A 21,140-nucleotide genomic window follows, 5' to 3' on the forward strand; every position below is an offset into this window, starting at 1 on the left:
ACCCGGGCAGTGATATGTAGACGCCCTTGTCACGAGGGCAGAGTGAGGCGCCTCCGGGGAACGCCCCCGGAGGCGCCTCCTCGCTTCGCCACCGAGTCGTGCGATGAGCGTGTCGATAAACGACGCGCGGTCAGACTGATATACGCGGGTTGGTTACCGCAGGACGGTTTTTCGGCTGGATCGCATCCGCGTGTCTAGAGTCGAGCGTCGGCCCCGAGGGACCTGCTCATAGTGCCGATTGCGGGTCGATCCACGCGCTGTCACCACCGAGCTCGTCGGCAAAGCAGATCACGAGAGTGCTTCAGCAGTCCATCACCGCCAACGACCAGCACCACCCCGCCAGCTCACGAGCGATCGCCACATTTGCTGTGACGGGTCGTTTGCGGCGCTCGAGAAACCCCACCCACCGGCCGTGCAGGCGACGGTTACCCTCGTCACCGCGGACACGGGCCGCGGCCGGAGCCTGATCCCACCGCGACCGCATCACCGCTCCGACGCGGTAGCGCGGTCGGTGATGCCAGGCCGCTTCCACCAGCAGCCGGCGGGCATGAGTGTTGCCGGTCTTGGTGATCGAGCCCTGCACCCGAGACGAACCGGACGAGTACTCCGACGGCACCAAGCCGACGAACGAACCGATCGTGTTGCCGGTGAACCGTGTCCAGTCACCGATCTCCACCGCCAACGCGAAGCCGGTCAAAGTGGCAACCCCACGCAGACAGCACATCCGGCGCACGATCGGGGTGAACTCACTGGCCGCAGCCATCTCCTCGATCGCAGTATCGAGTCGCCGACGCCGAGCCTGCATCGTGAGCACGTGCTCGTAGTCGGCGTCGAACGCCATCCGCGTCGCCGGCGAGGTCAGCTGCGATGTGGCTTCGGTGCGCAGCCACCGGTCGTGTGCTCCGGTCCAGGCCGCCCCGCCGTAGTAGACGAGGCCGTGCCGAAGCAGCAATTTCGACAGGCGGTGACGCGCCCGCATCAGATCTCCACGGCAGTCCTCCCGGGCCCGCACCAGATCCCGGGCCGCTTCCTGATCGACGGTCGGGATCGACACCGAGGTGACCTCGTCCAGACGCAGCAACCGGGCCAGATGCAGCGCGTCACGGGCGTCGGTCTTGACCCGGTCCCCAGCGGGTTTGTGCAGCTTCGACGGGGCGGCGACCTCACACCGGATCCCGGCCGCAGACAGATCCCGATACAACCCGAAGCCGGTCGGACCGGCCTCGTAGACCACCGCCGCCGGGCCCGGTAGGTCCGTGAGCCAGGATCGGATGTGCTCATAGGACGGGGTCAACTTGGTCTGGAACACCCGTCCTGTGACGCTGTCGATGGCTGCCGCCGCGACCGAACGTGCGTGCACGTCCAGTCCAACGCTCGTACGCTCGGTGAACACCGGGGCCTCCCACAATTGTCGGATAGGCCGAACAGGCAGGTTCGTCTGCTCGGTAACCCACGAATCTTGTGCGTGAGGCCTCGGCCTGCAAGAGCGGTCTACCGGACTTCGGCGTTCGCCTCGATCCTCGCCGGCCCGCCCGGCACTGGCCCTCGATGTCAACGTCGAGCACACGCAGCACAGCGAACAGGAACGACGTTGACATCGACCACGTGCCGGGGCGCATGATTACCCGACCGGAGGGGGACACCGATCCCCCCGAGAGCGAGCTCACGACAAGTCGTGCGTCACTCCATATCGTCTAGAGCAGTGCCATCTGCTCTCCGCAGCCGTCGTCCGGCGCCAGCAGATCCGGACCGTTGTTGCGGACGCTGTTGACCTTCGGAGAGACCTGCCGCATCTCGATCCGGTCGATCTGCTCCCGGCTGGGCACGATCAGATCGGGATGGCCGGGACTGTCCGGATCGAGCCAGGCGTCCCACCGGTCAGGCGGAAGAATCAGCGGCATCCGGTGATGCACATTGCTCAACCGGGCAATCGCGTCGGCAGTCAGGATGGCGGCACTGAGCAGCGGCGGCGAACCCGGAGTGCGCGGATCGTGCCAGGCCGACCACAGGCCGGCCATGTAGATGCGCGCACCGTCGGACCGCGACATGAAGTAGGGCACCTTGCGGGTCTTCCCGTCGGGCGCCGGTTCCACCTGCCACTCGTACCAGCCGTCCATCGGCACCAGGCAACGCCTGCGCCGCAGCGACCGCGCGAACGAGGGCTTCGTCGCGACCGATTCGGATCGCGCATTGAAAAGCGGTGCGCCCTTGCCGATTTCCCTCGCGAACGGTGGCACCAGACCCCACCGCATGCGACGGATCCGCCGCGTCACCAACGTCTCGGACGCACCGTGCTCGTGCCGCGCCACCACGATCAGCACCGACGTGGTGGGCGCAACGTTGTAGTCGGGCCCGCTCTCGTCGTCACCGGTTTCGTCCCGCGCGTCGAGTTCGGCGGCGAGGGACGCCGGATCGGCCGTGGTCGCATACCTGCCGCACATGCCGACGAGTGTGGCACCCGGATCCGACGCCACGCATCCCCGGATTCGAAACGACGGTGCCGCATGGGCGAAGATGGTCGGGTGAGCCTGTGGAGAGCCCCCCGTGCCGTGTCCCCCGTCGACGCGTCCGTGACGCTGCCCGGATCCAAGTCCATCACCAATCGCGCGCTGATCCTCGCGGCCCTCGCCGACGGCCCGTCGACGATCACCGGGGCACTGCGCAGCCGCGACACGGATCTGATGGTCGGCGCGCTGCGCGGTCTCGGCGCAACGATCACCGACCGCCACGGCGGAACCACCCTCGATGTCACCCCCGGCCCGCTGCACGCTTCCGCCGTCGATTGCGGGCTGGCCGGTACGGTCATGCGGTTCGTGCCGCCGGTTGCGGCGCTCGCCGACGGAGACGTGCGCTTCGACGGTGACGAGCAGGCCAGGTCCCGGCCCATGGGCACCGTCCTCGCGGCGCTGCGCGCGCTCGGTGCCGAGATCGTCGGCGATCGGCTCCCGTTCACGGTGCACGGGCGCGGCAGCGTGCGCGGCGGCACGGTCACCATCGATGCGTCGGGGTCCTCACAGTTCGTGTCGGGCCTGCTGCTGTCGGCGGCCGCGTTCGACGAAGGTGTCACGGTCCACCACGACGGCAAGGCCGTACCGTCCATGCCGCACATCGACATGACGGTCGAGATGCTCCGCGGCGCCGGCGTCACCGTCGACACCTCGGAGCCCAACACGTGGCGGGTGCACCCGGGACCCATCCGTGCTCGCAATGTCACGGTCGAACCGGACCTGTCGAATGCCACACCGTTCCTCGCCGCCGCGGCGGTCACCGGCGGCATCGTCTCGGTTCCGCTGTGGCCGCACGCGACGACGCAGGCCGGCGACGCGATCCGGCACATCCTCGAGCGCATGGGCGCCGACGTGCAACTCTCCGACGTCTGCCTCACCGTCCGCGGCCCCGAGACGCTCGTCGGCATCGACATCGACCTGCACGACGTCGGTGAGCTCACCCCCACCGTGGCCGCGGTGGCAGCGGTGGCTTCGACCCCGTCCGAGCTGCGTGGAATCGCGCATCTCAGGGGCCACGAAACCGACCGTCTCGCCGCGCTCGCAACCGAGATCGGGCGACTGGGCGGCACTGTCCGCGAAACCGAGGACGGACTGCGGATCGAACCGGCACCGTTGCACGGCGGGGTCTGGCACTCCTACGCGGATCACCGGATGGCGACCGCCGGCGCGATCATCGGACTCGTGGTCGACGACGTCGAGGTCGACGACATCGGTACCACTGCCAAGACCCTTCCGGGATTCGAATCGTTGTGGGATTCGATGCTGACGGGGGTGCGCTCCTGAGATCACGACAGTACGACGAATCCGATGTCCGGGTACGCCCCGGCAAAGGCACCCGGCCCCGCACCAAGGAACGCCCCGCCCACCTGGACGCGGTCGAAGGCATGGTCGTGTCGGTCGATCGCGGCAGATGGGGGGTCGTGCTCGGCGGCGTCCCCGACCGGCGGGTGACCGCGATGCGCGCACGAGAACTGGGCCGCACGCCGATCGTCGTCGGCGATCAGGTAGGTGTCGTAGGCGACCTCACCGGACGTCCCGACTCCCTGGCACGGATCGTGCGGGTCGAGGAGCGCACGACCGTACTGCGGCGCACCGCGGACGACACCGACCCCTTCGAACGCATCGTCGTGGCGAACGCGTCGCATCTGCTCATCGTGGTCGCACTCGCAGATCCTCCACCGCGCACCGGTCTGGTCGAGCGGGCCCTCGTCGCGGCGTACACCGGCGGGCTCAGCCCTGTGCTGGGCCTGACGAAGAACGACCTCGCCGACGCGGAGGAGTTCGCGGCGCACTTCGCGGATCTCGATGTGCCGGTGATGCTCGTGGGCCAGGATCAGGATCTGGCCGAGCTGACCGAACTGCTCACCGATCGCGTGACCGCGCTGATCGGCCACTCCGGGGTGGGCAAGTCGACGCTCGTCAACAGGCTGGTGCCCGATGCGTACCGGGCGACCGGCGTCGTCTCCGGTGTCGGGAAGGGCCGGCACACGTCGACGCAGTCGCTGGCCCTGCCCCTGCCCGGAGGGGGATGGGTGATCGACACCCCCGGGATCCGGTCGTTCGGGCTCGCCCACATCGAGCCCGACGACGTCATCGCCGCGTTCTCCGATCTGGCGCACGCGGTGGACGAGTGCCCCCGTGGATGTACCCACCTGGGCCCGCCGACCGACCCGGAGTGCGGCCTCGATGCGCTCGAAGGCAAATCGCTGCGTCGCGCCATGGCAGTGCGGGAACTGCTCACCGCGCTCGCGATCAACGACTCCTGGTGAATTGACACGAACGAGCCCCGGCCTCATCGAGGCCGGGGCTCCTGTGTCCGTACCGCCGCAGGTGCTCAGCGCATCCCGAGAACACGGCGGACGAGTCCGCGCTTGCGGGCCCTGTCGATGGCCGTGGCCAGGCCGCGTCGGCGGCCCGTGACCGGGTCGATCTCGGGAGCTCCGCCGAAGCCGCGTTCGGAGGCGGTCTCCGGTGCCGCGTCGCGGGTGTCCTTGAGGTACTTGTCGGGCAGCGACAGCTTCGCGATGGTGCGCCACGACTTCCAGTACTGGACCGCCAGCGGACCCGTGGTGTACGGCAGGTCGTACTTGTCGCACAGCTCGCGCACCCGCACCGCGATCTCCGCGTACCGGTTCGACGGCAGATCCGGGTAGATGTGGTGTTCGATCTGGTAGCTCAGGTTGCCGGTCATGAAGTCCATGACCTTGCCGCCGGAAATGTTCGCCGAGCCCAGCATCTGACGCAGGTACCACTCGGCGCGCGTCTCGTTCTCGGCGTCCTGCTTGGTGAACTTTTCGGCGCCGTCCGGGAAGTGGCCGCAGAAGATCACGGCGTTCGTCCACAGGTTCCGGGCGAAGTTCGCGGTGGCGTTCGCCTTGATCGTGGACTTCCAGGCCTTGCCGGTGAGCGCCGGGTAGACCACGTAGTCGCGGAGATTCTGCTTGCCGATCTTGACGAGGACCTCGCGGCCACGCACCCTGGTCAATTCACGGTCGTCGCGGCCCTGGACGACCTTGCCGAGTTCGAGCAACTGGATTGCGATGCCGTACTGGAACAGGGACGCGAGGATCGCGTTGTAGGCGATGTTTCCGAGATAGAACGGCTTCCAGCGCTGATCGCGCGTGACGCGCAGCAGCCCGTATCCCACGTCGGCGTCCATCCCGAGGATGTTCGTGTACTTGTGGTGGAGGTAGTTGTGGGTGACCTTCCAGTGCGCCGACGGATCGACGTTGTCCCACTCCCAGCTCGCGGAATGCACCTCGGGATCGTTCATCCAGTCCCACTGCCCGTGCATCACGTTGTGCCCGAGCTCCATGTTCTCGATGATCTTGGAGAGGGACAGCATTCCGGTGCCGAGCAGCCACAGCGAACGTTTCCGGGAGCCGAACAGTACTGCCCGTCCACCCACCTCGAGTCCGCGCTGCAGTCGGATCGTGTTCCGGACGTAGCGCGCGTCGCGCTCACCGCGCGATTCTTCGACGTCGCGCCGGATGGCGTCGAGTTCGCGACCGATGGCCTCGACGTCTGCATCCGTAAGATGCGCGTACTCCTTGATGTCCGAAATCGCCATGCGCCTACCGTACCGTAGGTTACGACTCCGTAGGTTGGCGGATTTCGCCGCTGTGACGGGAATCACGACCCGCCGCCTGGCGGGAACGCCTACCGCGCAGCCGCCCGCCTCCGGCGCATGGCAACCGTCTGCTCGGCATGCGACCGCAACGCAGTCAGCAGTCCGCGGCGCCGGCCGGTCAGCGCGTCACGTGTGGCACCTACCGCACCCGAGGCAGCGCGTAGCCGCTCGAATTTGCGCTCCGACGAGGTTTCCGGCGCGTCGTCGGACGTGGCCCGCAGGAGACTGTCGGGCAGGGCGAGCTTGTGGATCGTGCGCAGCGCGAGAAAGTACTGCCGCGCCAGCGGACCGGTCGTGTAGGGCAGGTCGTACTTGCCACATAGCGCCCTGACCCGGGCCGCGATCTCCGGGTACCGGTTGCTCGGAAGATCCGGGAACAGGTGATGCTCGATCTGATAGCTGAGGTTGCCCGTGAGGAAATCCATCACGCGCCCACCCGAGATGTTCGCGCTACCGAGAAGCTGCCGCAGATACCATTGACCGCGAGTCTCGTTCTCGAATTCCGCGACGGTGAATTTCTCTGCGCCGTCAGGGAAGTGACCGCAGAAGATCACCGCGTACGCCCACACGTTGCGCACCAGGTTGGCCGTCAGGTTTGCCGACAGGGTCGATTTCCACGCGACCCCCGTCGCAGCGGGAAAGATCACCACGTCCTTGAGCAACTGGCGGCCGGCCTTGAGTGCAAAGTCCTTGCTGGGAACGGAATTCCAGCCTCGTTCGGACTCGGGTTCGAGCTGCTTCATCGCATCGAGATCGTGCAGCGCGATGCCCCACTCGAAGGTCGCGGCAAGGATGACGTTTGCAACCGGCTGCAAAAGGTTGATCGGACGCCATTTCTCGTCGCGGGTCATCCGGAGAATGCCGAATCCCACGTCCTCGTCCATGCCGACGATGTTGGTGTAGGTGTGGTGCGCGTAGTTGTGCGCGCGCTTCCAGTGGGCCGACGGGCCCGTCTGGTCCCATTCCCACGAGGTCGAGTGGATCTCGGGGTCGTTCATCCAGTCCCACTGCCCGTGCATCACATTGTGCCCGAGCTCCATGTTCTCGATGATCTTCGCCAGGGACAGCGCCGCGGTACCCAGCAGCCACCGTGATCGGCGGCGGGAACCGAACAGGACCAGCCGTCCGGCGATCTCGAGACCACGTTGCAGGCGGATGGTGTTGTGGATGTAGCGCGCGTCGCGCACCCCACGCGAGTCCTCCACATCGCGACGGATGGCATCGAACTCCCCTGCCAGGGCTTCGATATCGGCATCGGTCAGATGAGCGAACTCGCGGATATCGGTGATGGCCAAGCGGGACCCTTCTCCCTGATACGGTTTCTCAGACGTCGAGTGTGCAGTCGCCGGCGGCGGCGGAGATGCAGGTTTGGACGCGTTCGCCCTCCGCATGCTCCTTGCCCGATCTGAGATCGACGATGTGCCCCTTTTCGAGCGACACCACACAAGTCTGACAGATTCCCATCCGGCAGCCGAAGGGCATCAGCGCCCCGACGCTTTCACCCGCCTCGAGAATGGTGGTCGCGCCGTCCACGGTGACCGACTTGCCCGATTTCGCGAAGGTGATCGTGCCACCGGAGCCGGAAGTGTCGGCGCGGGTGACGGCGAAGCGTTCGAGGTGCAGCAGGTCCCGGACACCCGCATCGGTCCAGAATGCTTCGATGTCGTCGAGCATCTGCTGCGGACCGCACGCCCACGTTTGCCGTTCGCGCCAATCGGGGCAGAGCTCGTCGAGTTGCGACAGTGCGAATTTGCCCTGTTCACGCGTCTGCTGGATGTGGCAGCGGAAGAGGTCGTGCGACTTGTCGAACTGCTCGAGTTCGGAACCGAACATCACTTGTCCGGCCGTGGGCGCCGAGTGCACGTGCACCACGTCGGGCAGGTCCACACTGCGATCGCCGGCACGTCGGTCCAGGGTGCGCAGCATCGACATGATCGGCGTGATACCGCTACCGGCGGTGAGGAACAGGATCTTGCCCGGCGGCGGATCCGGGAGGACGAAATCTCCCTGCGGGGCCGCGAGACGCACGATGGTCCCGGCGGGGACACCGCTGACGAGGTGGCTGGAGAGAAAACCCTCCGGCATCGCCTTCACCGCAATCGAGATGATCTTGTCGTTCCAGGTCGGCGACGAGGTCAACGAGTAGGAACGCCAGTGCCAGCGTCCACCGACGTGCAGACCGATACCGATGTACTGGCCGGGCGCGTATCCGAAATCGAAACCCCAGCCGGGCTTGATGACGATGGTGGCGGAGTCGGGCGTCTCGCTGCGCACCTCGACAATCTGGCCGCGCAGTTCGCGCGCCGACCACAGCGGGTTGACCAGATGCAGGTAGTCGTCGGGCAGTAGCGGTGTGGTCAGCCGGGCGACGGCGCCTCGAATCACATTCGACACCGATCGCTCCGACGACGCCACGTGCGCCGCGGGCCTTTCGATCCAGTCCTTCAGACCCATCCGAACATCTCCTCACCTGTGCCTACGCCAGCGTAGGTTATCAGAGGTTACGGTACCGTAGGTTGCGGTGAGGCGACGAACACGTGGCGCGCAGCGGGCGGATCAGAGCAATTCGAGCAGGAACGGAAGCTCCTGCGCGGCGTACCACGCGAGTTCGTGATCTTCCGCGTCGCCCAGCACGAACTCTGCCTCCTCGTCGCCGAGATCGGCAGCGTCGATCACCTGCACGGCCCGGGCGATATCGGCCTCCGCGGCCGCGAGGTCGACGTGCACGGACGCCACCGCCGACAACGGCACGGGAGCGCTCAGGCGCACCACGGCGTCGTCGAGATCCGGGCGCGGCGTGATATCGCTCACGTCCGCGGCGACGACGACACGTCGGGGCCCCAGTTTTCCGTCCTCGTCGTCGGAACCCGCCGCCAGCAACCGCAGCGACGCACGCGCCGCTTCGGCCATCGCGACCTCGGCGAGTTCGTCGTCGTCCCCCGAGCTGTAGGACTCACGCAGCGCCGAGGTGACCGCAAATGCCGTCCGGCTCACCGGATCGAGCTCGCGTTCGTCGAGGAGACGCTGCAACAACTCGAGCGTCGCGGGCACGTATATCCGCGTCACTTCTCACCTACCGGCATCCAACAACTCCTCGAGCGACTCGTGAATCAGCGACGTCAGGACATTTACGTCCGGCATGGCATCGCGGTCTGCATTCAAACCGTAGTAGATGTTCCCGTCGTACGACGTGAGCGCGATGCTCAGGGCCTGATTCTTCAGCAGTGGCGAGACCGGATACACGGCCAGCAGACGCGCACCGGCGAGATACAGCGGATGCTGCGGCCCCGGCGCGTTGGTGATCATGAGGTTGAACATGCGCTGCGAGAAACCCGTCGCCACCCTCGTCCCCACGGCGTGCATGGTCGCGGGAGCGAACCCCGACAATTTGATCATCGTCTGGGCGGCGACGCGTCGCCGCTGGCGCGCATAGGCCTCCCCCGCGTGCGCTATGTGGGAGAGGCGCACAACCGCGTTCGGCTCCCCCACGGGGAGGTCGACGAGGAACGACGAGACTTCCCCCTGTGGACGGACCTGAATCGCGTCGCCCCCTTCCCCACTGTCCGCGTCCTGCACGTACACCGACACGGGGACCATCGCGCGTACCGTGGTCGCCTCGGTGAGAGGCTCACCGCGAGAAAGAAGCCAGTACCGCAGCGCTCCCGCGAGGACCGCGAGCACGACGTCGTTGATGGTGCACCCGTAGCGGGCGTGGAGTTTGCGGTACGGAGTCAGTTCGGAACGGACCACGGCGTAACGCCGACTGCGGGAAATGTGGGCGTTCAGGGGCGAATCGGGGGCCGACTGCGCCGCGGTACGAGCCAGTCTTCCCAGGACGTCCACGGTCTCGGTGACCGTGGCGGCGACATCCCCGAGCGCGTTGCGCGCCACCGCGATCCCCTCGCCCGGCCTCGCGACCAGTTCTGCCAGGGCACCCACCACGAGGGTGGATCCGGACGGTTCCTGTTCGGGCATCCACAATTCCTCCGGGACCTCCCGGGGGACCGGAGTGCTGTCGAACAGCACCTGACCGATCTCGAGGGACTGCACCCCGTCCACGAGCGCCGAATGCGACTTGGTGAACAGCGCGCACCGCCCCCCGGCCAGGCCCTCCACCAGATACATCTCCCAGAGGGGACGGGTGCGGTCCAGGGGTCGGGAAATCAGCCGGGCCACCAGATCGTGCAGTTGATCGTCCGAGCCCGGTTGCGGCAGAGCGGATCTGCGGACGTGATAGGTGATGTCGAAGTCGCGGTCGTCGACCCACACCGGCCGCGCCAGCCCCCAGGCCACCTCACGCACCTTCTGCCGGTAGCGCGGCACCTCCGCCAGGCGCTGTTCGACGAGACGCAGCAGATTCTCGTAATCGAGGCCGCCCTCGGCCGGCTCCAGAATCGCCAGTGACGCAATATGCATCGGCGTATTGCTGGTCTCGAGATAGTAGAACGACGCGTCCTGCGTCGTCATGCGTCTCGTCATCGTCGAGTGTCCCCCTCACTCCCGTCGCAGCACGTATCGATACCGAAGAGTACGGCCAGCTCGGACAACACGGCCTGCGGATCATCATGGTGGACACCGACCATTCCCGCAGCGGCCGCGCCCCGCACGTTCACCGCAAGATCGTCGACGAACACGCATTCCGACGGAGCGAGTCCGAGCCGCTGCGCGGCCAGCCGGTAGCTCGCGGCATCCGGCTTGGCCACTCCCGCGTCACCCGACAGCACCACATCGTCGACCAGGTACCTGTCCGCGAGATCCCGTAGACCCTGTGCCCGGTCACCGCCCGGATCGTTGCTGAGGACGGCCGTGCGCACTCCACGCTGTCGGAGGACAGCGATCATCGCGCCGAGCGCGGCCCCATCCGCTCCCGGCCCGTCCAGCACTCCCCCGAAGTCCAGCACCAATCCGCGCAGCACTGCACCACCTTAGATCCCGACCGGCGGGCAGGCGATCCCAACCGGTTCGGCCACGCGGCGACGGCTGCTGTGGCACCATGGCCGAGGCTCCGTCCTCTCCCGGGGCCGAACAAGAATCCGAGATCGCGCAGACAGCCGTCCGCATGCCGCGCTCGGTACCCGTCCGTCCACCCGGGAGAAAGTCATGCCGCAGGACCACACCGGCCGTTACGTCCGCCGGATCCCCCGATTCGAACCACCGATACAGGACCCGTGCGACCGGCACCGCCGATACGCGGCGCGGCGCGCGACCCCGCACGACGGACGCTCCGGACGGGCGCCGCTGATGGTTCCGCATCCCGGCATCACCCGTGATCCGGTGGATCCGTCGGCGTTCCACTTCGCGGATCTCGCGGTGCGTCTCGTTCTCGAAGTCGTCGACGGACGCCGCCCCGCCACGCAGCTCGCCGGAGTCCTCGAGCCCGCCCTCGTCGCGACGGTCGCCGCCACTCGCAGATCGCGCCCGGTTTCGGACACCGCCGTTCTGTTGCGCAGCCGGCTACGAGCGGTCGACCCTCGCACGGCGGAACTGTTCGGTTCCTACGCGCGGGGGCGTCGGGTGTTCGCCCTCGCCGGCCGCATCGATCGAGCTCCGGTCCGACGGCGAGCCCCTCACGGCTGGCTCGTCACGACGCTGTGGCTCGGCTGAGGGCTCGGCCGAGCCGGGCTGCGCTCAGCCCCGGCGCTGGCTCTTCGCGTCCTTGCGTGCGGCCGCACGGCGCTCCTTGCGGCTGACGGACTGCTGGGCCGGAGCCGGGGTGGCTCCGGAGCCGCCGGTGCGAGCGACGTGGGCCCGGCCGTCCTCGGCCGGACCGGTGTAGGTGAGCCGGCGCTCGGTCTCGTCGAGTCCCTTCGCGCGCAAGGCTGTCGGCGCCGGAGCCGGAGCAGGTGCGGCCGGCTGCGTGGCCGCGGGCCGGGGCGCGACCGGGGCGGACGCGACCGGGGCAGCCTTGGCCAGCGACGGCGCATTGCGTGCGACAGCTGCAGCCGACGCGGGCGTCACCGCGACACCACCGGCACCGGCAGGCTGCGGCGCGGTGGCCTCGACCTGCAGATTGAACAGGAATCCGACGGACTCCTCCTTGAGTCCCTCGAGCATGGCCGTGAACATGTCGAAGCCTTCGCGCTGGTATTCGACGAGCGGGTCGCGCTGCGCCATGGCACGGAGACCGATGCCTTCCTTGAGGTAGTCCATCTCGTAGAGATGCTCGCGCCACTTGCGGTCGAGAACCGACAACAGCACCCGCCGCTCGAGCTCACGCATGGCGTCCGGACCGGCGATGGACTCGATCTCCGCTTCCCGGCGGGTGTATGCCGCCCGCGCGTCGTCGAGCAGAATTTCGCGGAGCTCGGCGCTGTCGAGGTCCTCGTTCGCCGCCACAAGTTCCTTGTGGTCGACGCCGACGGGGTAGAGCGTCTTGAGCGCGGTCCACAGCTGTTCGAGATCCCAGTCCTCGACATAGCCCTCGGCAGTGGCACCGTCGACATAGGCCGTCACCACGTCGGTGAGCATGTGCCGCACCTGGCCCTCGAGGTCCTCGCCGCGCAGGATCCTGCGGCGCTCCTCGTAGATCACGGTGCGCTGCTGGTTCATGACCTCGTCGTACTTGAGGACGTTCTTGCGGATCTCGAAGTTCTGCTGTTCGACCTGGGTCTGAGCGCTCTTGATGGCCTTCGACACCATCTTCGCCTCGATCGGGACGTCGTCGGGCAGGTTGAGGCGCGTCATGATCGACTCGAGCGCGGCGCCGTTGAACCGGCGCATCAACTCGTCGCCGAGAGACAGGTAGAACCGCGACTCACCCGGGTCGCCCTGGCGGCCGGAACGCCCACGCAGCTGGTTGTCGATACGACGCGACTCGTGTCGCTCGGTGCCGAGCACGTACAACCCACCGGCCGCCTTGACCTTCTCGGCGTCGGCCTTGACCTCTGCCTTGATCTGCTCGAGGGTCGTGTCCCAGGCGGCTTCGTACTCCTCGGGTGTGGTGACCGGATCGAGACCGCGCTTGCGCAGCGCGATGTCGGCGAGGATGTCCGGATTGCCACCGAGGACGACGTCGGTACCGCGACCGGCCATGTTGGTGGCGACGGTGACCGCGCCCGCGCGGCCGGCCTCGGCGATGATCTGCGCTTCCTGCTCGTGGAACTTCGCATTCAGGACGCTGTGCGGAACCCCGCGCTTGGTGAACTGCCGCGACAGGTATTCCGAGCGTTCGACGCTGGTGGTACCGATCAGGACGGGCTGGCCCTTCTCGTGCCGCTCGACCACGTCGTCGACGACGGCAGCGAACTTCGCCTCTTCCGTCTTGTAGATCAGGTCGCCCTGGTCGACGCGGACCATCGGCCGGTTGGTGGGGATCGGAATGACGCCCAGGCTGTAGATCTGATGCAGTTCCGCGGCCTCGGTTTCGGCGGTGCCGGTCATGCCGGACAGCTTGTCGTAGAGGCGGAAATAGTTCTGCAGCGTGATGGTGGCGAGCGTCTGGTTCTCTGCCTTGATCTCGACGCGTTCCTTGGCCTCGATCGCCTGGTGCATGCCCTCGTTGTAACGGCGGCCTGCCAGGATCCGGCCGGTGAACTCGTCGACGATGATGACCTCACCGTCGCGGACGATGTAGTCCTTGTCCTTGTTGTAGAGCTCCTTGGCCTTGATGGCGTTGTTCAGGTAGCTCACGAGCGGTGAGTTCGCGGCCTCGTACAGGTTGTCGATGCCGAGCTGGTCTTCGACGAATTCCACGCCGGCCTCGTGCACGCCGACGGTGCGCTTCTTGATGTCCACCTCGTAGTGGACGTCCTTCTTCAGCAGCGGTGCGATCCGCGCGAACTCGGCGTACCACTTGCTCGAGGCGTCCGCCGGACCGGAGATGATCAACGGCGTCCGTGCCTCGTCGATGAGGATGGAGTCGACCTCGTCGACGACCGCGAAGTTGTGGCCGCGCTGGACGAGATCGTCGAGCGAATGCGTCATGTTGTCGCGCAGGTAATCGAAGCCGAACTCGTTGTTGGTGCCGTATGTGATATCGGCCGCATACGCTGCGCGGCGCTGAACCGGGGTGAGCCCCGACAGGATCACGTCGGTCTCGAGGCCGAGCATCCGGTGGACGCGACCCATCCACTCGGAGTCGCGCTTGGCGAGATAGTCGTTGACCGTCACCACGTGCACGCCGTCGCCGGACAATGCGTTGAGGTATGCCGGAAGCACGCAGGTCAAGGTCTTGCCTTCACCGGTCTTCATCTCGGCGATGTTGCCGAAGTGCAGCGCGGCGCCACCCATGATCTGGACGGTGTAGTGCTTCTGCCCCAGCACGCGCCACGAGGCCTCGCGGGCCGTGGCGAACGCTTCGGGGAGCAACTCGTCGAGGCTCTCGCCGTCCTGGTAGCGGCTGCGGAACTCGTCCGTCTTGGCTCGCAGTTCGGCATCGGTCAGGGCTTCGAACTCCGGCGAGAGGGATTCGACGTGCTCCGCGATGTGCTTGAGCCGCTTGACCATGCGACCTTCACCGATCCGGAGCAGCTTCGTCAGCGACAGCACTGGTGTGTTCGTCCTCAATCTCGGGTACCTGCACGGACAAGAAATCCGGCCGAGGCCTTGTCGGACCCCGGCCGGATTCCATGGTAGGCGTTCCACCTGAGTGGATGCGATGGTGACCACCGCAGACCGCCCGGCGGATGCTCAGTGAAGCTTGATCAAACCGTAGTCGAACGCGTGCCGGCGGTAGACCACAGACGGCAGATCGGTCTCCTTGTCGTGGAACAGGTAGAAGTCGTGCCCGACGAGTTCCATCTCGTAGAGAGCGTCGTCGACGGTCATCGGCTCGGCCTTGTGTTCCTTGACTCGCACGATCCGGCCGGGACCCTGGGGCTCGGTGTCGTACTCGTCCAGCGGCTGATCCGGGGAGATGGCGAGTGAATCGTCACGCGCGAGTTCGGCCGTGGCCTCGGCGACGGACACCGGTGTCTTGTCGCCGTACGAAACCTTGCGGCGCTCCTTCGTGCGCCTCAAACGGGATTCGAGCTTGGCGATCACCGACTCGAACGCAGCGTAGAAACTGTCTGCGGAGGCTTCCGCGCGCGCCACCGGTCCCTTGCCCCGGGCAGTGATCTCGACCCGCTGACAACTCTTCTTCTGGCGACGGTTGCGCTCGTGCTGGAGCTCCACGTCGAACAGGAAGATGGTCGGGTCGAATCGCTCGAGCCTGGCAAGCTTCTCGGACACATAGATCCGGAAGTGATCCGGAACCTCGACGTTGCGTCCCTTCACGACAACGTCGGCGATGGGGGCCTGCGATTCCGAGGCGTCAGCCTCGGCAGCGGAAACCTTGGAATTCGAAGCAGTCGTCACGCGTACCTCCCGAGTACGGCCGGCGCATCGCGCACGCCGGCATGATCGATGAGCGCATCAGCGCTCTGCCCGGATTCGGAAGATCGAGCGTTTCCACCCGTCTACCTTGTTGTTTCCGGGTCTGAACGCGACGGTAGTACGTAACCGGAAGGTCTGCCACTGTTCCGTTCGAATTCGCTTTCCGAACCGATTGTGCTCTATCACGCACCCGCTCTAGGCGTGCGCGATCGCTACCGTTCCGAACGTTGCGAACCCGGCAGACCGGAGGACTCGGACCGATTCGGCGGCGGTGGCACCGGTGGTGAGGATGTCGTCGACCAGGAGCACCGGCAGCGCCCGTGGTACCGGACACGGCCGCACCACGATTCTGCCGGCGAGGTTGCGACGGCGTTCCGCGGCGGAGAGCCCCACCGAATCGCGTACTCCGCGCGCGGTGACGAGTACGGGGTGCACATGCAGCGACCGGTCGTGCCGGGCCGCAGCGCACGCCATGCGCGTCACCGGATCGCCTCCCCGCGCCCGGGCGGCACGGGCCCGGGTGGGAGCGGGCACGACGATCAGCGGCCCGGCCGGGCATTCACCCCATCGGCGCAGCCGCGCCACCGCCACCGCAAGGGCGAGTCCCAGTGGCTCGGCAAGGTCGCGCCGGCCACGCTCCTTCGCAGCGACCACGGCGTTGCGCCGGGCACCGCGATACGGCCCCAGCGTCCACACGGGAACACCGGGATCGACGCGAGGACGGGCCGGGGCGGGAGCGTCGTTCAGCTCCCCTGCGCAACTGCGGCACCAGGCGACGCCCGGCATCGCGCACCCACCGCACACCACAGGAAGGACGAGGTCGAGAAGAGCCGACAGCACGCCCTGCAGTGTGCCCTTCGTCCCCGACAATCGCGCGGCACCCGATTCGTCCGGCTCCCTCAGCCCGGCAGCACCGGTATCGCGGTCAGTCCCGCGAGGCCGGGAACCTCGCGCCAATAGCGGTCGCCGGCCGGATCGCTGTTGTTGAGCTGGAACACCGCCCGCGAGTCCGCCACGAATTCCGTTGTCGTCGACGTCTCCACCGCCACGACCGGTGGGGTCAGGTTCCGGCTCGGAAGCGCATCCATCCGTGACCCGTCGACAGCGATCTGCACTACCGGAATGTCGGACGCCGCGCGGGACACGACGATGGTGTCGGCTGTGCTCCAGTCCAGCGACAACGCGGGACTTCCGAGGCCGAACCCGATTTCACGGGGATTGGTGAGCGAGAACTCCCCGCTGGGCGTCTGCACGACGATCGCGGAGTACACGCGTCCATCCACGATCAGGGCGGCGCGCACGCCGTCCCGGGACAGACGTAGCTCGGTGATCCTGCCGCCCAGGGTCCGGATCGCGCCGGATTCGACACCGACCACGGTCACCCGGCCGGTGCCGGGTTGCCGCACCGCACGCACCACGGCGGTGCCGTTCACGACCGCCCACACCGAGTTGTCGTCGGGCGCCCACGAGGGCCGGGTGATCGATTCACCCTCGACGGCCGGCTCGACCGATCCATCGCTGTACGAGCCGACCATCAGCCGTGCCGCGGGTTCGGGGGAGAGCCGGCCCGTATCCGACACGGCCGCAACGAGCTCACCGTCCCGCGACAGGGCAACGGATTTCAGGTCCCCGGCGGAGCCGAAATAGCCTCCCACCGGCGTCACGCCCGTCTCGGCGACGCTGACGAGATTCCCGCCGAGCAGCGCATGCAGCCCGACCGTGGCGCTCGTGGTCGCCAGTGGGTTCATCGAGGCCACGTCGGCGGTGGTCCAGCCGTTGGGGAACCGCTCGTCGAGCGGCTGACCGTCGGCCAGCAGAACATAGGGACCCGAGATCTCCGAGTTCGCAAGTGTCCAGATGATCTGGGCCGCGACCAACTCCCGCTCCGACTTCCCCATCGAACCCAGACCCTGCAGGTCGATGCGGACTCCGCCGAGGCCGACGCCGACCTGCGAGGTCCGGCCGTCGGCCTTGGTGATCGCACCGAGCACCGTCACGCCTTCGAGCAGGTTGCGGACGGCCGGCGCAAGCGACGGTTTGGGACCTTCGACGAGCAACCCGACGAGTTGGGCGGCCGCCTGCTCCGGTGTCCCGGAGATCCATCGGGGATCGGGCACGACCGTGTGACCGGAGGGTTCGACGAAGTACAGCGAGCGGCGTTGGTAGCTGTTGAGGAACCGGGGCCGATCCATGATCACGCCGGGGGGCATTTCGTCGATCCGCCATTCCCCATCGGTGCGGACGAGGGTGAACTTCGCTTCGAAATTGCCTTCGTCGGCCCGGTAGAGACCGCCTTCTTCGAGGTAGCCCACCCGGTTGGCCCGCACGACATAGGTGGCACGGTCGGCGGTGCGGTCCTCGGCGAGCACGTCGACCTTGTCGACGATCGTGGCGCTCGCGGCGTCGTCCCACCTCTCGGACATCGTCTCGGTCAGGAACTGCCGGGCCGCCACGTGCCTGTTGGTGGCGTCCGTGCTGGCCTGCAGGAAATCACGGAGCAGCAGGTCGGGTTCACGTCCCGGCACCGGTGCCGCGACCTCGGTCGTCGCCGGCCCGCGATCGACTGTGCCGATGGCCTGGGGCGACGACGAATCGGGCAGAGTCGCACAGCCGGACAACACGAGCGTGACCGCCAGCAGGGCCGTTGTCGCGGCAGAACGCATCCGCGCGGTCCTGCTCATGTAGTGGCTCCTTCCGAACGCGCCGGTGGGAACCCCGTGGTGTCGGTCGAGTCGCCGGCACCGCGATCGACGGGGTCGGTGGCCTCGGTCTCGGCAGGTGCGTCCTCGCCCTGCGGCTCCGAGGGCGGCGGGGTCCTGCCCTGGACGGCCCGTACCGCGCTGGGGACCAGCGGCAGCGGGCTGCGGCCGACCTTCCGACCGCGTTCGCGCGGCAGCGTCAGACGGAAACTCGCGCCCTTGCCCGGCTCTCCCCACGCCTCCAGTTTGCCGTTGTGCAGATTCGCATCCTCGACACTGATGGCGAGACCCAGGCCCGTGCCGCCGGATCGTCGCACCCGCGACGGATCTGAGCGCCAGAATCGGTTGAAGACGAGCTTCTCCTCGCCGGGGTGCAGACCGATGCCTTGGGCCCGCACAACGAGGGCGGCGGCGTTGTCGTCCGCGCGCAGCCGCAGCAGGACCGGTTTGCCGTCGCCGTGGTCGATGGCGTTCGCGAGCAGATTGCGCAGGATCCGCTCGACGCGCCGGGGATCCACCTCGGCGGTCACCGGTTCGTCGGGCAGGTCCACGATCAGTTCGGTGGATGATTCGCGGGCGAGGTGACGGACGGTGGACACCGCCGCGCGGGCGCACATCCGAAGATCCAGCTGTTCGGAGGCGAGTTCGGCCACGCCGGCGTCGTGCCGGCTGATCTCGAGCAGATCGCCGAGCAGTCCTTCGAAGCGGTCGAGTTCCGCCACGAGCAGTTCGGACGCACGTTTGAGGGTGGGGCCGAGTTCGTCGCTGCCGTCGTGGATGAGGTCGGCGGCCATGCGCACCGTGGTCAGTGGGGTACGCAGTTCGTGGCTGACGTCGGACGTGAACCGCTTCTGACGGTTGCCGTATTCCTCGAGCTGGGTGATCTGCCGGGACAGGCTTTCGGCCATCTCGTTGAACGACATCGCCAGGCGCGCCATGTCGTCCACACCGGCGCCGACCAGCAGCGTTCCCCGCACGAGGGCCAACGTGTTCTCTACGCCGCCGAGCGGGAACACCAGGTACAGCTCGAGGGTCGAGATGTCCGACTCCGTGGGACTGCCGACGATGAGCGCCGGACCGGTGTAGCCGTCCGGGTCGGCGACCGTCGCGAATTGGTACGCGATCTGTCCGTTCTGGACGAACGCGCGCAGATTCTGCGGGATCTGGTCGGCCGGGCCGCTGGAGGTGGGAGCCCGGGGACCGTCCCCGGGGACGATCAGGACCGGATCGAACATGCCGGCCACGCCGGTGTCGCTGCCGGCGTCGCTCCCGCGGTTGGTGAGCATCGCGGCCGCACCGTCGAGCCGGACGGTGAGCGAACCGGAGTCGTCGGCTCCCGCGAGCTGGCCCTCTACCAGCGCGCGGGAACGTTCCATCTCCTCGGTGGCCGCGTTGATCTTGACTTCGAGAAGTCGGTCGGTGATCTGGCTGGTGAGCACGACTCCGAGCACGAGCATCACGATCAGCGACAGCGACAGGGTCGACACCACGACTCTCAGCTGCAGCGATCGTCGCCACGTGTGTGCGAGCCGGCTGCTCGTCGACCGCGACCACCTCAGCAGCGGCAGCGTTCTCCGGGTGAGTCGCCGCCGCAACCGGTAACCACGGATCACGGCGGTCCGGCCTTGTAGCCGACCCCCCGCACCGTCAGGACCACCTCGGGATTCTCCGGATCCTTCTCGACCTTGGCGCGCAACCGCTGCACGTGCACGTTGACGAGCCTCGTGTCGGCCGCGTGACGGTAGCCCCACACCTGTTCGAGGAGCACTTCGCGTGTGAACACCTGACGGGGTTTGCGCGCGAGCGCCACGAGCAGATCGAACTCGAGGGGGGTCAGCGAGATCAGTTCGTCACCGCGGCTGACCTTGTGGGCGGGGACGTCGATCGAGATGTCGCCGATCGAGAGCATCTCGGCCGGTTCCTGCTCGGTGCGCCGCAGCCGGGCACGTACCCGCGCGACGAGTTCCTTCGGCTTGAACGGTTTGACCATGTAGTCGTCGGCGCCGGACTCGAGACCGAGGACGACATCGACGGTGTCGGATTTCGCGGTGAGCATGACGATGGGGACACCGGAGTCGGCACGCAGAACACGGCAGACATCGATACCGTTCATCCCGGGCAGCATGAGGTCGAGCAGCACGAGATCCGGGTGGATCTCACGTACCGCACCAAGCGCCTGAGTGCCGTCGCCCACCACGAAGGGCTCGAACCCTTCGCCCCGCAGGACGATAGTGAGCATTTCGGCGAGCGCGGTATCGTCGTCGACAACCAGAATCCTCGGCTTCATACCCTCTATCGTGTCACCCCTTCACCATCGTGAAGCAGATTTGAGATCCGAACGGCGAGTTGTTGCGCGTCGGTATCAGGCCCGGCGACGATCCACCGCGACATCCAGTGCCGTTCCGCGAGGGCGTCGTAGACCTCCCCGGTGCGCGTCTGCAGTCCCGCGTCGCGTTCGTAGACGTCGCGGTCCCGGGTGGCGTCGGCGACCGCGCGAGTGCGTGCTCGTTCGGCGGCCAGCGCGACGGGGACCCGCAGCAGCACTTGAAGATCCGGTGCGGGCAAGACGAACCGGCCGAACTCGATCTCGCGAATCCACTCGACGGCCGGCCCCGACACATCCTGCCCGTGCCGCGCCGCGGTGTAGGCGGCGTTCGACGCCACGTAACGATCCAGCAGAACAATATCGTTGTCGGCCAGCAATTTTCGAAGGTCGTCGGCAGCGTCGCGGCGGTCGAGTGCCCACAGCAGCGCCATCGCCTCGATGCTCGAGGCGGTGTCGCCGTGCCGGCCGCGCAACGCTTCCGCTCCGAGGTCGGCGTGTACCGATACCCCGTAACGCGGAAAGGCCAGCGTCGCCACGGTGAGACCCGTGGCTCGCCAGGCCTCGACGAGGCCGGCGGACAACGTCCGTTTTCCGGCTCCGTCGAGACCCTCGATGACGATCAGAACACCCATGCCGCTACGTCTCTTCCGGTTCCTTCCCGC

At 67.2% G+C, this 21,140-nt stretch carries 18 protein-coding genes; 3 read left to right on the top strand and 15 right to left on the bottom strand.

Going from position 1 to position 21,140, the window contains the following annotated elements:
- Positions 1–301: 301 nt before the first annotated feature.
- Together Q8814_RS12070 and Q8814_RS12075 are read right to left on the bottom strand one after the other, a co-directional pair.
- Positions 302–1,393, bottom strand: coding sequence for an IS110 family RNA-guided transposase (locus tag Q8814_RS12070; RefSeq protein ID WP_330152261.1), 1,092 nt, complete (start codon positions 1,391–1,393; stop codon positions 302–304).
- Between the two features lie 301 nt (positions 1,394–1,694).
- Positions 1,695–2,441: an SOS response-associated peptidase gene (locus tag Q8814_RS12075; protein ID WP_330152283.1), complete on the bottom strand. Its 747-nt coding sequence runs from the start codon at positions 2,439–2,441 to the stop codon at positions 1,695–1,697.
- 63 nt (positions 2,442–2,504) lie between these two features.
- On the opposite strand from Q8814_RS12075, the gene aroA reads away from it, so the two are divergent.
- Together aroA and rsgA are read left to right on the top strand one after the other, a co-directional pair.
- Positions 2,505–3,791 carry a 3-phosphoshikimate 1-carboxyvinyltransferase gene (aroA, locus tag Q8814_RS12080; RefSeq protein WP_330152262.1) on the top strand — a complete coding sequence of 429 codons (1,287 nt, stop codon included), beginning with the start codon at positions 2,505–2,507 and terminating at the stop codon, positions 3,789–3,791.
- A complete protein-coding gene (gene rsgA, locus Q8814_RS12085; RefSeq protein ID WP_330152263.1) occupies positions 3,758–4,777 on the top strand; it encodes a ribosome small subunit-dependent GTPase A in 1,020 nt (339 codons plus the stop codon). The genes aroA and rsgA overlap by 34 nt, the downstream gene beginning before the upstream one ends.
- A 65-nt stretch (positions 4,778–4,842) precedes the next feature.
- On the opposite strand, the gene Q8814_RS12090 is transcribed toward rsgA, so the two are convergent.
- From Q8814_RS12090 to Q8814_RS12115, 6 genes are all read right to left on the bottom strand, one after another.
- Positions 4,843–6,078 (bottom strand): fatty acid desaturase family protein, encoded by a 1,236-nt coding sequence (locus Q8814_RS12090; protein WP_330152264.1) that lies wholly within the window; start codon positions 6,076–6,078, stop codon positions 4,843–4,845.
- Between the two features lie 89 nt (positions 6,079–6,167).
- A complete protein-coding gene (locus Q8814_RS12095) occupies positions 6,168–7,433 on the bottom strand; it encodes a fatty acid desaturase family protein (RefSeq protein WP_330152265.1) in 1,266 nt (421 codons plus the stop codon).
- Between the two features lie 28 nt (positions 7,434–7,461).
- Positions 7,462–8,592, bottom strand: a complete 1,131-nt coding sequence (locus Q8814_RS12100; RefSeq protein ID WP_330152266.1) for a ferredoxin reductase — start codon at positions 8,590–8,592, stop codon at positions 7,462–7,464.
- A 102-nt stretch (positions 8,593–8,694) separates the two neighbouring features.
- On the bottom strand, positions 8,695–9,204 hold the full coding sequence (locus Q8814_RS12105; protein WP_330152267.1) for a DUF6912 family protein: 510 nt from the start codon (positions 9,202–9,204) through the stop codon (positions 8,695–8,697).
- A gap of 3 nt (positions 9,205–9,207) precedes the next feature.
- Positions 9,208–10,617 (bottom strand): WS/DGAT/MGAT family O-acyltransferase, encoded by a 1,410-nt coding sequence (locus tag Q8814_RS12110; RefSeq protein WP_330152268.1) that lies wholly within the window; start codon positions 10,615–10,617, stop codon positions 9,208–9,210.
- Complete coding sequence (locus Q8814_RS12115) at positions 10,614–11,051, bottom strand: HAD-IA family hydrolase (protein ID WP_330152284.1); 438 nt, start codon at positions 11,049–11,051, stop codon at positions 10,614–10,616. Before Q8814_RS12115 ends, Q8814_RS12110 begins: the two co-directional genes overlap by 4 nt.
- Positions 11,052–11,238: 187 nt before the next feature.
- Between Q8814_RS12115 and Q8814_RS12120 the strand changes: the two genes are divergently transcribed.
- Positions 11,239–11,742 (top strand): Rv3235 family protein, encoded by a 504-nt coding sequence (locus tag Q8814_RS12120; RefSeq protein WP_330152269.1) that lies wholly within the window; start codon positions 11,239–11,241, stop codon positions 11,740–11,742.
- A 24-nt stretch (positions 11,743–11,766) separates the two neighbouring features.
- Here Q8814_RS12120 and secA read toward each other — a convergent pair whose 3' ends face one another.
- From secA to Q8814_RS12155, 7 genes are all read right to left on the bottom strand, one after another.
- A complete protein-coding gene (gene secA, locus Q8814_RS12125) occupies positions 11,767–14,583 on the bottom strand; it encodes a preprotein translocase subunit SecA (protein WP_408015891.1) in 2,817 nt (938 codons plus the stop codon).
- 183 nt (positions 14,584–14,766) lie between these two features.
- Positions 14,767–15,435 carry a ribosome hibernation-promoting factor, HPF/YfiA family gene (gene hpf / locus Q8814_RS12130; protein WP_330152271.1) on the bottom strand — a complete coding sequence of 223 codons (669 nt, stop codon included), beginning with the start codon at positions 15,433–15,435 and terminating at the stop codon, positions 14,767–14,769.
- Positions 15,436–15,648: 213 nt separating this feature from the next.
- Complete coding sequence (locus Q8814_RS12135; protein ID WP_330152272.1) at positions 15,649–16,293, bottom strand: ComF family protein; 645 nt, start codon at positions 16,291–16,293, stop codon at positions 15,649–15,651.
- A 59-nt stretch (positions 16,294–16,352) separates the two neighbouring features.
- A complete protein-coding gene (gene lpqB / locus Q8814_RS12140; protein WP_330152273.1) occupies positions 16,353–18,134 on the bottom strand; it encodes an MtrAB system accessory lipoprotein LpqB in 1,782 nt (593 codons plus the stop codon).
- Positions 18,131–19,765, bottom strand: a complete 1,635-nt coding sequence (locus Q8814_RS12145) for a HAMP domain-containing sensor histidine kinase (protein ID WP_330152274.1) — start codon at positions 19,763–19,765, stop codon at positions 18,131–18,133. The genes lpqB and Q8814_RS12145 overlap by 4 nt, the downstream gene beginning before the upstream one ends.
- Complete coding sequence (mtrA, locus tag Q8814_RS12150) at positions 19,762–20,439, bottom strand: MtrAB system response regulator MtrA (RefSeq protein WP_408015890.1); 678 nt, start codon at positions 20,437–20,439, stop codon at positions 19,762–19,764. The genes Q8814_RS12145 and mtrA overlap by 4 nt, the downstream gene beginning before the upstream one ends.
- A 5-nt stretch (positions 20,440–20,444) precedes the next feature.
- Positions 20,445–21,110, bottom strand: coding sequence for a dTMP kinase (locus tag Q8814_RS12155; RefSeq protein ID WP_330152275.1), 666 nt, complete (start codon positions 21,108–21,110; stop codon positions 20,445–20,447).
- Positions 21,111–21,140: the final 30 nt, after the last annotated feature.

It is taken from the genome of Rhodococcus chondri (genome assembly GCF_036327435.1).
Lineage (GTDB): Bacteria > Actinomycetota > Actinomycetes > Mycobacteriales > Mycobacteriaceae > Rhodococcus > Rhodococcus chondri.